10 protein-coding genes are annotated in these 13,382 nt (G+C 34.5%); 8 read left to right on the top strand and 2 right to left on the bottom strand.

All coding sequences use genetic code 11. The features are described 5' to 3' along the window. Nucleotides 1–29: 29 nt before the first annotated feature. The 5 genes from DPN68_RS07010 to porT all read left to right on the top strand — a co-directional run bounded on the left by DPN68_RS07010 (nucleotide 30) and on the right by porT (nucleotide 5,510). Nucleotides 30–1,856, top strand: coding sequence for a T9SS type A sorting domain-containing protein (locus DPN68_RS07010; RefSeq protein WP_113988942.1), 1,827 nt, complete (start codon nucleotides 30–32; stop codon nucleotides 1,854–1,856). 375 nt (nucleotides 1,857–2,231) lie between these two features. Continuing rightward, on the top strand, nucleotides 2,232–3,197 hold the full coding sequence (locus DPN68_RS07005; protein ID WP_113988941.1) for a T9SS type A sorting domain-containing protein: 966 nt from the start codon (nucleotides 2,232–2,234) through the stop codon (nucleotides 3,195–3,197). Between the two features lie 187 nt (nucleotides 3,198–3,384). Next, the gene (locus tag DPN68_RS07000; protein WP_113988940.1) at nucleotides 3,385–3,876 is read left to right on the top strand and encodes a dihydrofolate reductase; all 492 of its coding nucleotides are present in this window, start codon (nucleotides 3,385–3,387) and stop codon (nucleotides 3,874–3,876) included. Nucleotides 3,877–4,084: 208 nt separating this feature from the next. Next, on the top strand, nucleotides 4,085–4,816 hold the full coding sequence (ubiE, locus tag DPN68_RS06995; protein WP_113988939.1) for a bifunctional demethylmenaquinone methyltransferase/2-methoxy-6-polyprenyl-1,4-benzoquinol methylase UbiE: 732 nt from the start codon (nucleotides 4,085–4,087) through the stop codon (nucleotides 4,814–4,816). A gap of 1 nt (nucleotide 4,817) precedes the next feature. After that, on the top strand, nucleotides 4,818–5,510 hold the full coding sequence (gene porT / locus DPN68_RS06990; protein ID WP_113988938.1) for a type IX secretion/gliding motility protein PorT/SprT: 693 nt from the start codon (nucleotides 4,818–4,820) through the stop codon (nucleotides 5,508–5,510). Here the strand turns inward: porT and DPN68_RS06985 are convergent. Further along, a complete protein-coding gene (locus DPN68_RS06985) occupies nucleotides 5,507–6,235 on the bottom strand; it encodes a TrmH family RNA methyltransferase (protein WP_113988937.1) in 729 nt (242 codons plus the stop codon). The two genes, porT and DPN68_RS06985, sit on opposite strands and share 4 nt — an antisense overlap. 35 nt (nucleotides 6,236–6,270) lie before the next feature. Between DPN68_RS06985 and tamL the strand changes: the two genes are divergently transcribed. The 3 genes from tamL to accD all read left to right on the top strand — a co-directional run bounded on the left by tamL (nucleotide 6,271) and on the right by accD (nucleotide 10,882). Then, nucleotides 6,271–8,829 (top strand): translocation and assembly module lipoprotein TamL, encoded by a 2,559-nt coding sequence (gene tamL, locus DPN68_RS06980; RefSeq protein ID WP_113988936.1) that lies wholly within the window; start codon nucleotides 6,271–6,273, stop codon nucleotides 8,827–8,829. A gap of 50 nt (nucleotides 8,830–8,879) precedes the next feature. After that, a complete protein-coding gene (fbaA, locus tag DPN68_RS06975) occupies nucleotides 8,880–9,947 on the top strand; it encodes a class II fructose-bisphosphate aldolase (RefSeq protein ID WP_113988935.1) in 1,068 nt (355 codons plus the stop codon). 80 nt (nucleotides 9,948–10,027) lie between these two features. Next, nucleotides 10,028–10,882 carry an acetyl-CoA carboxylase, carboxyltransferase subunit beta gene (gene accD, locus DPN68_RS06970; protein WP_113988934.1) on the top strand — a complete coding sequence of 285 codons (855 nt, stop codon included), beginning with the start codon at nucleotides 10,028–10,030 and terminating at the stop codon, nucleotides 10,880–10,882. 39 nt (nucleotides 10,883–10,921) lie between these two features. On the opposite strand, the gene DPN68_RS06965 is transcribed toward accD, so the two are convergent. Then, nucleotides 10,922–13,327, bottom strand: coding sequence for a TonB-dependent receptor (locus tag DPN68_RS06965; protein ID WP_113988933.1), 2,406 nt, complete (start codon nucleotides 13,325–13,327; stop codon nucleotides 10,922–10,924). Nucleotides 13,328–13,382: the final 55 nt, after the last annotated feature.

Raw genomic sequence — 13,382 nt, 5'->3', positions numbered from 1 at the left:
TGTTAAATAACCAATAAATCACTAGCACTATGAGTAAAAAATTACACTTTTCATTTCTGGCTATTGGTTGCTTCGTGTTCACACAGGCACAAATGTATGTAAGTCCAAATAGCTTTGTATTGGTAAACGATGAATTTGTTTATGTGTCGGAAGAAGTTAATTTAGATAACGAAAGTAATTTCTTTTTGCGTAACCAATCACAATTGTTACAAGCTACTCCTAGTACAAGTGCCAATGTTGGTTTAGGAAACCTTTCGGTTTACCAAGAAGGAACAGTTAATAATTTCCAATATAATTATTGGTGTTCTCCAGTAGGATTGCCAAATGCAGCAACAGGAAACACCACTTTTGGAATTTCTAGATTAAATAGACCTTCGGGTTTAACTTCAAGTGTTCCCGCAACTATTTTACCTTATGGAAATTTGGATGGAGCAGCTAATCCTTTAGCTATTGCACAACGTTGGATTCATACTTTTACTACTTCAACTGTTTATGCCCAATGGAACTTTGTTGGAGCAGCAAATACCATTGCACCAGGTTTGGGTTTTACCATGAAAGGAACTTCAGGAAGTGATGGCTTAATTGCTGATGCTGCAGACGGAGTTACCAATAACGCAGGAAGCCGTCAACGCTATGACTTTAGAGGAAAACCAAACGATGGAATTATTACCAATTTAGTTTCAACAGATAATTACACGTTAATCGGCAATCCGTATGCAAGTGCTATTGATTTGAATGCGTTTTTATTGGATCCTGAAAATGCAGCTGTGATCAATGGGCAAGCGTATTTTTGGGAGCAAGTGGTGGTGAATTCACATTATATTGATGCGTACAGTGGTGGTTACGGGGTTTACACACCTGGAGGCGGTTATACACCAGCTGCTTTTTGGAACTACGATAACAATGGAGGAAGTGAAACCGATTTAGGTATTTCAGGAACTGTTTTTGAAAGAAGATTCACACCAGTAGGTCAAGGTTTTATGGTGAGAGGAACAGCTAGTGGCAGTGTAGCGATGCGCAATTCTTTTAGAGTTTTCAGAAGAGAAGGTGCTGTAAATCAATCCGAATTTGCTAGAAATGCGAATGCGGAAGAATCATCGGAATATTTCGAAGCAATACCAAATGTAGCTGGAACGGATTACACGCAAGTTAAAAAAGGATTTGCGCCACAATTACGCATTCATGCGATGTACAACAATGGTGGCATTCGCCCAACAACATTAGGATTTGATTCAACAACAACTGATGGTTTTGATTATGGTTTTGACGGTCGTTTACCTTCAAATGAAGCTGCTGAGTTTTATTATATAGTAGAAGGTTCGCCTCATGAATATGTAATAAATATTACGAATTTTGATATAGAGAAAAGAATTCCTGTTGGATTCCGTAACCAAACACAAACCAATTTTAAAATTAAAGTAGTAGATGTATTGTACGGTTTTGATGCCAACCAAAAAGTGTACATTCACGACAAAGAAAATGACATTTATTATGATATTAAAGAGGGTATGTTTGACATGACTTTACCAGCTGGAGACAATAAAACACGTTTCGAAATCACATTCAAAAATTTCAATGATACACTAACTACTCCAGACGATGTTTTAGCTTCGTTACAAGTGTTTCAAAATAACACCAATAGTATGTTAACTATTGTAAATACTTTAAACAAAGACATTATCGCATTAGAAATGTATGATGTAACAGGTAAACGAGTGATTAACAAAACCAAATTAGGAACTGCATCACAAATTGAAGTCGCTACGGCTAGTTTAAGTGATGGCATTTACATCGTAACTTTAAAAACCAATGACGGGCTTTCGTTAGATAAAAAAGTTTCGGTATATAGAAAATAAAAGTTAGATTGGGTAGAGGTCTAATGTATAAAGCCATTCGTTTTTTGAGAGCGGATGGTTTTTTGTTTTGGGTTTGTAGCACAAAGTCTAACAAAGTTTTACACAGCGTTTTTTTGAAGTTACTTTTTAAATTTAAAACACATTGAACTACAAAAATAAAAATTTTACGGTAAAACCGTAAAATTTTTATTTTTTCTTTTTTTTAATTTGTAAAATCAAGGATTAAAACTTTATTAGCTGATTGCTTACTGAACTTTGATTTAAAGTGAGAATTAAACAAAAGTTACAAATTTAACCATTTGCTATCCGAGATGGGGAAAAGAAGCTGAACAGATACCCTATAATAATAGTAGGCGCAAATTTAATTTTTTAAAAATGAAACTAAATTTTTTAACTTTATTACTAATTAGCTTTTCAATTTTTAGTAATGCACAATGCAATACAAGTTGTATTTCAGGCAGTCTGAATATTCCGTTAGGTGCAACAGCAACATTTACATCTAATCAAATTGCGCAATGTTCAAATTGTTATGATTGGGATATAAACAACGACCCATTATCATCTGATAATCAAACAGTAGGAACAATAAAGATAGTAGGCTCTGACATGGGGCAAAGTGTTCAAATTCAAGGTGTTATTGTAGGTCCATTTACTTTAAATTTGACTTATTTTGATGAAAATGGTTGTCATACTTGCTGTTTTAATGGTTATGTTGTAAATGGACCTGTACCTTTACCAAAGGAAAATTGCTTTGGTTTTGACCCAGTATACCCAAGCGACATTAACAGTGAAGGAACCTTAAATTATGGTTACATAGGAGGACCTTACGGAACACCAATTTCCTCAGCAGGGTTAGATTTCACATGGTACTTTAAATTTAAAAATGGGGATTTATTAACGTTCTTTACTCAAAATCCAACTTTTAGAGAATTATGTCCCGATAACCCTGTTAAAAGTTTTGCTTTAAAAGTTTCAAATGGATCACAGACAAAATATTACAGATCAATTCAATCAGGTTATCCGATACCAGGTATTTCTGGATCAAATACTCCTACATGCTTTTTACATCCTGATTGCGAAATGGGTATGGGAGATATTTTCAAGAATATGAAAAACGAGATAAAACTATATCCAAACCCAACTTCAAAATCAATAAATTTTAATGGAGATAATTTGAATAACCCAAAAATTTCTATTTATGACAGTACTGGTAAAGAACTTATTAGTGAAAACAAAAAAAATAACAACATTAACCTTGAAAAGTTATCCCCTGGAATTTACTTTTATGAAATTACAGATGAAGATGGTTTTAAGCAAAACGGAAAAATAATTAAAGAATAAAAAGACAAAAACTCTTGATTACAATTTTAATCAAGAGTTTTTTTTAAAAAAATAATATAAAGTTTTCTAACAAAAACAATAAAGAACAACTAGGCAATTAAAAATTAGATTAACAGAATAAATTGTTATTACATACTCAGAATATTCTTCCAAAATCATTACCTTAGCGCTTCAATTTTATATTGCTATGTTAACGATTATCGCAGCCGCATCAGAAAATAACGCATTAGGAAAAAACAACGATTTAGTTTGGCATTTGCCTAATGATTTCAAGCGTTTTAAAGCTTTAACAACCGGACATCACATTATTATGGGAAGAAAAACTTTTGAAAGTTTCCCAAAACCTTTACCTAATCGCACACACATTATTATCACGCGTCAAAAAGATTATAGTGTCCCTGAAGGTTGTATTGTGGTTTCAAGCTTAGAAAAAGCCATTGCTGCTTGTCCTGAAAACGCAACTAACTTTATCATTGGCGGCGGCGAAATTTACAAACAAGCCTTACCCTTTGCCGATTCCATCGAACTCACTCGCGTACATGCTGTAGTGGATGCCGATACTTTTTTTCCTGCAATTGACGAAAACGAATGGCAACTCACGCACGATGAATTTCATCCAGCAGACGAAAAGCACGAATTCGCTTTTACCTTTTTAACTTATGTTAGAAAAAGACAATAGACTTTAGAGGAAAGATTTTCGGATGTTCGGATTTTTAGAATTACAGCTATTGGAATTTGAATTCAACCACTAAGCACACAAAGAAGGCACAAAGTTCACAAAGATTTTTTCAAATTCATTTTGGTTTTTTTGATTTTTGAAGTTGATTTTTGAACTTGTCCTTGAATTTGAATTTTTATCAGTACTTTTGTGTTCCAAAACTGTTGCCATGTCAAAAAACATCACACCATATAAAGATTCCGAATTGGGTAAAAAAGAACAAGTTGCCCAAATGTTTGATACCATTTCCGAAAATTACGACGGCTTAAACAGAGTAATTTCTTTTGGAACAGATGCCAAATGGAAAAAGAAGATCTTGAAAATGGCAGCAACTAAACAACCCAAATCCATCTTAGACATTGCAACTGGAACAGGAGATTTGGCTATTTTGTTTGCTCAAACTTCGGCTACAGAAATCATTGGTTTAGACATTTCTCAAGGCATGCTAGACATTGGGAAGAAAAAAATAGAAGCTCAAAAACTAGATTCAAAAATTCAAATGGTGTTAGGCGATGGCGAAAACATTCCTTATCCTGACAATTATTTTGATGTTATCACCGTAGCATATGGTGTAAGAAATTTCGAAGATCTTGAAAAAGGTTTACATGAAATCTTAAGAACTTTAAAACCAGGTGGCCAATTTATCATTTTGGAAACTTCTGTACCAACTAAATTTCCTTTCAAACAAGGCTATTATTTGTACACCAATTTTATCATGCCAACCATTGGTAAGTTGTTTTCAAAAGACAAAAAAGCCTATCAATATTTATCTACTTCGGCACAAAATTTTCCATTTGGAGAAGTGTTAAACAATATTTTGAGAAAAATTGGGTTTATAGAAGTACGAGATTTACCGCAAACTTTTGGCGCGGCAACCATTTATATCGCTTCTAAACACTAATATGAAAAAGTTATTTCTTTTATTATTAATTTCGAATTGGGCAACGGCTCAATTTGGTATTTTTGGTAAAGACCCATTAATCAATAAAGAGAATTTTGATAAACAGCGTGTGCATTGGGGTTATTATTTAGGCATGAACAGTGCCGATTTTAAGTTCGATTATTTAGAACCCACGCAAGATATTGAAGTAAGTTCTGGTTTAGGATTTAATGTTGGTCTAATTGGAAATTTACGTTTGACTGATCATATTGATTTTCGTTTTGAACCTGGTTTATTTATTACCCAAAGAAATCTGACCTATCCTTTAATTGAAGACTCAGTAGATCGTTTACGTGAAGTAAAATCAACTTATATTCATTTGCCTTTTTTATTGAAATTTTCTGCACAACGAACAGGAAATATCAAACCATATTTAATTGGTGGTTTATCTACATCGCTAAATTTAGGAAGTAATTCCGATATTCAAGAAGACAATGAAAACGGCCGTTTCAGAATGACAAAATGGACCAGTTTTTATGAAATTGGTTTTGGAATTGACATTTACTTTGAATATTTCAAGTTTTCCCCATCCATTCGTGGTGTTTTCAGTACCAAAGATGAGTTAATTCGCGATAATGACCCTAATAGTCCATGGACTGGAAACATTGGAAGCATGCAAACCCGAGGATTTTTCATCAATTTTGCTTTCCATTAAAAATTTCTTTTAAATTCACTTAGAATGATTGCAGTGGCAGTGGCTACATTTAAACTTTCAGTTTGTTGTAGTTGACCAAATCTTGGAATCGCTAATTTTGAAGTGATACATTGAGCTACCTCATTACTAATACCATTAGCTTCATTTCCCATTATAAGAATAGCGTTAGTCGGTAAATCTTGTTTGTAAATATTTTCCCCATCCATAAAAGTTCCAAAAACCGGTAATGATGTGGTTTTCAAAAACGGAACTAAATCGGTATACAAAACAGCAACTCTTCCAATAGAACCCATCGTAGCTTGTACTACTTTTGGATTATAAATATCCACTGTTTCTGGTGAGCAAACCAACTGCTCCACACCAAACCAATCACACAATCGAATAATTGTTCCTAAGTTTCCAGGGTCACGCACATCGTCAAGTCCTACTATTAAACCTTCTTTCAAAGAAAAATGTTCAGTTGGAATTTTAAAAACCGCTAAACAATTATTTGGCGTTGTTAATGCCGATATTTTTTTTAATTCTGCTGGAGAAATGGTATGAATTTTGTCAGTAGAAACTTTGAAATCAAGTGGTTCTGTAACAAAAAGAGATTGTAATTCGTATTTGGAACGCAACAATTCTTCAATTACTTTTATACCTTCGGCAAGAAATAATTGGTATTGCTTTCTATATTTTTTTTGTTGTAAACTCGTTATAAGCTTAATTTGGTTTTTACTAAGCATAAAAATTGTATTTTTGACTAACTATTAAAGAACCCTTGAAGAAACTTTTATCAAAAATAGCATTAATATTTGTAACTGGAAGTATTATTTACTCTTGTTCGTCAGTAAAAAAAGTTCCTGAAGGCACTCAATTACTTACGAAAAACACACTTTTAGTCAACGAAAAAACCATAAAAGACGAGCGAATTGAGAGTTTGCTTTCTCAAAAACCCAATAGCAAACTTCCGTTGATTGGGTTTCCTTTACGCTTGAGCATGTACAACATGGCAAAAGACAAGCCAGATTCCTTATATTACGCTTGGCTAGAGAGAAAGCCCAATCGCAGAGAAAATTTAGCGAAATTTCTTTCCAATAAACAAGTAGATCGTTTGAGTGAGTCGTTTGTGGTTTCTGGTTTTAGCAATTTTTTAAAACGAACAGGTGAAGCTCCTGTTATTATTGATGATAAAAGAATTCAAAGCTCAAGAAACCGTTTGAAAGCCTATTACACTTTTAATTTGGGGTATTTTGATGTACAAGTAAATACCAAAAGAGATACTGTTGGAAAGAAAAAAGGAAGTGTAACTTATGAAATCATTACTGGAACGCCATCTGTTTATGACACTATTTCGCATAGTATTGAATCAAGCGCTTTAGAACCTTTGTATAAAGCCATTGAACCGCAATCACTAATTAAAAAAGGCAACCGCTTTAACGCTGAGGAATTAAGTAACGAACGCGCTCGAATTACCAATCATTTTAGAAATAATGGAGTCTATCATTTTCAGGTAAATCATGTTAAATACGATATTGATACACTTAACAATGACCATCGTGTAAACGTAAATGTAAACATTGAAAACCGTTATATAAAAGATGGGGACACTTTGAGTAAAACGCCATTCCGAATTTACACCATTAACGAAGTCAACATTTTTACAGTAAACGCTTCCAAAAAAGACATCAACCGAATCCAAGACAGTGTTTCTTATCGGGATTATCAAATTTATAGTGATGGGAAGTTAAATTATAAACCAAAAGCGTTAACCAATGCCGTTTTTATTCAAAAAGGCGATTTATTCAGTGATAAAAACCGAACGTTGACTACGCGCTCTTTGGGAAACTTGACTGTTTTTAACGCTCCAAACATAGAATACACTGAAGACCCTGATGATGAAAATGGATTAATCACTAATATTTATTTAGTCCCAAGAAAAAAATTCAGTTGGACGCCTTCTATAGATTTTACCCATTCCAATATTCAAGATTTTGGTATTACTGGAAGCATGTCTGTAGCCTGGCGAAATGTGTTTAAAGGAGCTGAAATTTTGCAATTTGGAGCTCGAGGAAACATAGGTTCTTCACGAGACATGGCAAATCCAAACAACGTATTTTTTAATATTGCTGAATACGGAGGTGATATAAGATTGACTTTTCCTCGAATTGTATTTCCTCTAGATACTCGAAGAATTATTAAAAAAGAAATGTTACCAACCACACAAATGAGTTTTGGTTTAACCAACCAAAGAAACATTGGATTGGATAAAGAAAATTTTACAGGCGTTATTGCCTACAATTGGCAACCAAGAAGTGATTTAACTACCCGTTTTGACTTGGCCAACGTTCAGTTTGTAAGAAACTTAAACGTTGGTAATTATTTTAATGTATATGGATCTTCCTATTCCACATTGAATGATTTGGCTCAAATTTACAATATTGACCCATTAAATGTTGATTCAAATTCAAATTTAACTTTTGATGGAGCTGTAAACTTCATTGATCAAGTTGTTGCCGGACAACCCGGAGGATTAACTCCAGAAGACAGAGAATACCAAATCATTCGAAGTATTGGAGAAAGAAGAAAACGTTTAATTGAAAATAATTTAATTATTGCCTCTAGTTATTCCTTTACTAAAAACACAAGAGTAGGTTTTACCGATAACAATTTCTATATCTTAAGAGCAAAAATTGAAACTGCTGGAAATGTAGCTTCTTTAATTGCAAAACAAGTTGATGCACCGCTAAGTGAAAACGGAAATGAAACTTTATTAGGTGTAGAATATGCACAATATGTAAAACCAGAAGCCGATTTTATCAAGCACTGGGATTTTGGCAAGAAAAATGTTTTAGCCATTCGTACTTTTGCTGGAATTGCTATTCCATATGGTAATGCCAATTCCATTCCGTTTTCTAGAAGTTATTTTGGTGGTGGGGCCAATGATAATAGAGGTTGGCAAGCCTATAGTTTAGGTCCAGGAAGAAGTGGTGCTATTAATGATTTCAACGAAGCCAATTTAAAACTAGCCTTCAGTGCGGAATACCGTTTTAATTTCTTCGGACAATTAAATGGGGCGCTTTTTGCTGATGCGGGAAACATTTGGAACGTATTCGATAACGTAGACGATCCCGATTACACTTTTAACGGCATGAAATCTTTACAAGATATTGCCTTAGGAACTGGAATTGGCTTTAGATATGACTTTAATTTCTTCGTTTTCCGTATCGATTTGGGTTATAAAACCTATAATCCGGCTAAAGAAATGAGCGAGCGATGGTTCAGAGACATCAACTTGAGCCGAACTGTTTTAAATTTTGGTATTAATTATCCATTCTAATTTTAGAAATTATTATTTTTGCACAAACAATATAACTAAAAACAAAACTAATGAGCCACAATATTAAACCTGGAGTTGCTACAGGCGACCAAGTTCAAGAGATTTTTTCTTATGCCAAAGCCAAAGGATTTGCTTTACCTGCAGTAAATGTTGTAGGTTCCAGCACAATAAATGGTGTTTTGGAAACTGCGGCAAAATTAAATGCGCCTGTAATTATTCAGTTTTCTAACGGTGGTGCTCAATTCAATGCGGGTAAAGGATTATCTAACGAAAATCAAAAATCTGCGATTTTAGGAGCAGTTGCTGGTGCTAAACACATTCACACATTAGCAGAAGCTTATGGAGCAACCGTTATTTTACATACAGACCATTGTGCTAAAAACTTATTACCTTGGATTGATGGTTTATTAGACGCTTCTGAAAAATTTTATGCCGAAACAGGAAAACCTTTATATAGCTCACACATGATTGACTTATCGGAAGAACCGATTGAGGAAAACATAGAAATTTCTAAAAAATATTTAGAAAGAATGAGCAAAATGGGCATGACATTAGAAATTGAACTAGGAATTACTGGTGGTGAAGAAGACGGTGTTGACAATACCGATGTAGATAGTTCTAAATTATATACCCAACCAAGTGAAGTAGCTTACGCCTACGAAGAATTGATGAAAGTAAGTCCAAGATTTACCATTGCAGCATCTTTCGGAAATGTTCATGGTGTTTACAAACCAGGAAACGTAAAATTGACTCCAAAAATTCTGAAAAATTCACAAGAATACGTGCAAAATAAATTCAATACCGAAGCTAATCCAGTTGATTTTGTTTTTCATGGTGGTTCGGGTTCTACTTTGGAAGAAATTAGAGAAGCTATTTCTTACGGAGTAATCAAAATGAATATCGATACCGATTTACAATTTGCTTTCACAGAAGGAATTAGAGATTACATGCAAGATAAAATCGATTACTTAAGAACACAAATTGGTAATCCAGACGGACCTGATAGTCCAAATAAAAAACATTACGATCCAAGAGTTTGGGTACGTAAAGGCGAAGTGACTTTTAATCAACGATTAGAACAAGCTTTTGCCGATTTAAATAATGTGAACACGTTATAAGTTTTCCGTTTATAGTTTGTTGTTTTTTGTTAACTACAAACTATGAACCATTAACTAAACAATAAACAAGAAACTTAATTATGGCTTGGTTTAAAAGAACAGAAAAAGGAATTACAACTCCAACAGAAGACAAAAAAGATGTACCAAAAGGATTGTGGTACAAATCACCAACAGGGAAGATTGTTGACCAAGAAGAGTTGGCAAAAAACCTTTGGGTAAGTCCAGAAGATGATTTTCATGTGCGTATTGGTAGTAAAGAATACTTTGAAATCTTATTTGACAACAACGAATTCAAAGAATTAAACGCAAAAATCACTTCAAAAGATCCATTAAAATTTGAAGATACAAAAAAATATAGCGAGCGTTTAAAAGACGTAATGGCAAAAACCAAATTGAATGATGCGGTTCGTACTGCTGTTGGTAAATCAAAAGGAAAAGATTTAGTTGTGGCTTGTATGGATTTTGCTTTCATTGGTGGTTCAATGGGTGCGGTTGTGGGAGAAAAAATTGCGCGTGCTATTGATTATTCTATACAAAATCAAGTGCCATTTGTGATGATTTCAAAATCGGGTGGTGCTCGTATGATGGAAGCCGCGTATTCGTTAATGCAGTTAGCAAAAACTTCTGCTAAATTAGCGCAATTAGCCGATGCTAAAATTCCTTACATTTCCTTATGTACAGATCCAACAACTGGTGGAACTACAGCTTCATATGCCATGTTAGGTGATATCAATATTGGTGAACCTGGAGCCTTAATTGGTTTTGCTGGTCCACGTGTTGTAAAAGACACTACTGGAAAAGATTTACCAGAAGGTTTTCAAACTTCAGAATTCTTATTAGAGCATGGTTTCCTAGATTTTATCGTGCACAGAAAAGAACTGAAAAACAAAGTAAATTTATACGTTGATTTGATTTTAAATCAAGAGATTAGATAAAAACAATCCCGATAGCTTCAAAAACTATCGGGATTTTCTTTAAAACTTCGCCCGCAACGCCATAACAAAATTCTTTCCTGGCGCTACCATTCCAGAGCTGTAAGGACGATAACGTTGGTCAGTAATATTCTCTAATCCTGCGGTTAAGGTGAAATTATTGGTTAGCTTGTACATCGATTTCAAATTTATAGTATACCAACTTGGCGAATACGGATTTCCATTGGCATCAACGGCATAAATTTCTGGTTTGCCGCGTTCTTCTTCGGCCAGATGGCTGTATCGCACCTCATCACTATATTGCACATTGATTTGAAAATCCAATTTGGTAGTTGCATAACCCAAGCGTGTAATTCCAAAGAAAGGCGCTGCGTGTCGAGACGGACTTTTTTCACCGTTATCCAATTCTTCTTCGCCTTGTTGAAAATTCAAATCGGTTGAAAAATTAAATCCTGATGGTAGCTTTACTTCTACTCCAGCTTGGAATCCGTAAACATTTGCTTTTGCTGCATTTTGAATGGCTTGCACTTGACTTAATTCGTCATCGTACAAAATTTGATCTTCCCCATTTAAGGTAAAATCTCTTCGAACCAAAGCATTGTCCAATAACGTATAATAACCCGAAACATCCACTTTTATATTATTACCAATTAATTTAGCTACATTGATATCTACATTATAAGCATATTCTGCTTTTAAATTCGGATTTGGGACAACAACCGAGCCTGGTTCAGAATCAAAAACTTTTCCCATGTCATCTACATTAGGCGAACGAAAAGCTGTTGCCAAATTGGTACTTATCACCCATCTTTCATTGGGACGATGCACTACTCCAACGCTTCCTGTTAATGCACCATCATTCAATGTTGCTTCGGTAAAAGGAAAGGGATAAAATGTAGTATCAAAATCAGCATTCAGTAGGAATTGGTTGTATCGTAATCCAGATTGCAACAAGGTTTTTTCGGTAAATTTGTATTGATTGTTCAAGTAAATTCCAATAGATTGCCAAGTCGCTTGCGGATAACGCGCTGGACCAATCGCACTTTCATTGGTTACTATATTTTCATTGATTCCTTTCGAATTTACATCGTTCAAAACATATTCGAAACCGTAGAAAATTTTATTTTTTTCGCTTGTGGCTTTAGTGGCATCAATATTAACAGAATAGGCGTTTACTTCTTCTGTTCGAATTTGACGATTCGGATTGTTGATATTGCGACTGATGCGACTTTCCTCAAAAAACTGATGCGCCAATCTAACCGAAAGTTCATCAACCAATATCGATTTTGATTGGTGCAAAATAGACAAATTATTCATCATCCATTTTTGTGGTCCGTAGTCAAATTGTCCGTAACGTGGTAAACCAGCATTAGTATAACGAATATGTCGATCATAACGCGAATATGAAGAAGTTTCAGACCAATGAAATCCGTATTGAAAATCCCATTTTTCATTAGGAGCAAATCGGATTTTTTGCATCAAATTGATTTGAGAATAAGCGGTTGGTTTTTGTACCAAAGGATTTTCATTGGCAACTATAACATCTTCACCATTTTGACGAATCACATAAAACGGACGCAAATATTCACCAGGACCGCGACTTCCCATTCGCAAATCACCAAAATCATTGGAAGAAAAACTCGTTACCGATGCCCATTTTTTCCAACCCAAATTCACATCGAAATGTCCGGTTTTTTCGCTATTAGCTGAAGAATATCTTGTAATTGCATTTCCAGAAATAAAGGTCTTTTCGTTTTTAGAAAATTGTGGTGTCAAGGTTTGAAAACTCATTACACCACCAATGGCATCACTACCATAAATCACCGAACTAGGTCCAAATAAAACCTCGGCTTTTTCAGTAGCAAAGGGATCTAGCGAAATCACATTTTGGATATTTCCTCCTCTGAAAATGGCTGTATTCATTCGCACACCATCAATAGCATATAGCAATCGATTCGTAGCAAATCCTCTAATCATTGGACTTCCACCACCTTGCTGACTTTTTTGCATGAAAACTTTTCCAGAAATGGTTAACAAATCGGCAGCCGTTTGCGGATTTTGTAAGGCAATATCTTTGGTTTGTATAGAAGAAATCTTAGCTGGAATTTCGGCCGATTGTTGCTTCCAGCGGTTGGCCGAAACTACTACTTCATTTACCGACAACAAAGCGGGTTTTAAAAAAACGACAAAAGAAGCTGCTTGTAAATCGGCATAAGAAGTAACTACTCGTTCGTATCCAAATGACTGAATTACAATGTGTTTTAGGTTAACAAAAGCTTTGATATCGGCTTGACCTTTGGCATTCGTGGTGATATACGTTTTTCCGTCTTTGGAAACAATGGCAACTGCTTCTAAAGGCTCTTTAGATTCTTTGTCCTTTATCGTTAACGTTTGAGAAAAACCGACGGTAGTTGTTAATAATACAATCCAAAAATAAATTTTGAGCATGTCACTTTTTGTTTTCCAAATTGCATCAAAAACCGTACCTAAAGTCCTTATTTTA

The sequence above is a fragment of the Flavobacterium tibetense genome (assembly GCF_003293845.1).
GTDB lineage: Bacteria > Bacteroidota > Bacteroidia > Flavobacteriales > Flavobacteriaceae > Flavobacterium > Flavobacterium tibetense.
The sequence above is the reverse complement of the archived record's forward strand: the minus strand, read 5'-3'. Positions and strand labels throughout refer to the sequence as shown.

Excerpts from the sequence above, each read along its gene's own strand:
- fbaA (WP_113988935.1), top strand. The coding sequence starts at position 8,880 with ATGAGCCACAATATTAAACCTGGAGTTGCTACAGGCGACCAAGTTCAA.
- ubiE (WP_113988939.1), top strand. The coding sequence starts at position 4,085 with ATGTCAAAAAACATCACACCATATAAAGATTCCGAATTGGGTAAAAAA.
- DPN68_RS07000 (WP_113988940.1), top strand. The coding sequence starts at position 3,385 with ATGTTAACGATTATCGCAGCCGCATCAGAAAATAACGCATTAGGAAAA.
- DPN68_RS06985 (WP_113988937.1), bottom strand. The coding sequence starts at position 6,235 with ATGCTTAGTAAAAACCAAATTAAGCTTATAACGAGTTTACAACAAAAA.
- DPN68_RS07005 (WP_113988941.1), top strand. The coding sequence starts at position 2,232 with ATGAAACTAAATTTTTTAACTTTATTACTAATTAGCTTTTCAATTTTT.
- accD (WP_113988934.1), top strand. The coding sequence starts at position 10,028 with ATGGCTTGGTTTAAAAGAACAGAAAAAGGAATTACAACTCCAACAGAA.
- DPN68_RS06965 (WP_113988933.1), bottom strand. The coding sequence starts at position 13,327 with ATGCTCAAAATTTATTTTTGGATTGTATTATTAACAACTACCGTCGGT.
- DPN68_RS07010 (WP_113988942.1), top strand. The coding sequence starts at position 30 with ATGAGTAAAAAATTACACTTTTCATTTCTGGCTATTGGTTGCTTCGTG.
- porT (WP_113988938.1), top strand. The coding sequence starts at position 4,818 with ATGAAAAAGTTATTTCTTTTATTATTAATTTCGAATTGGGCAACGGCT.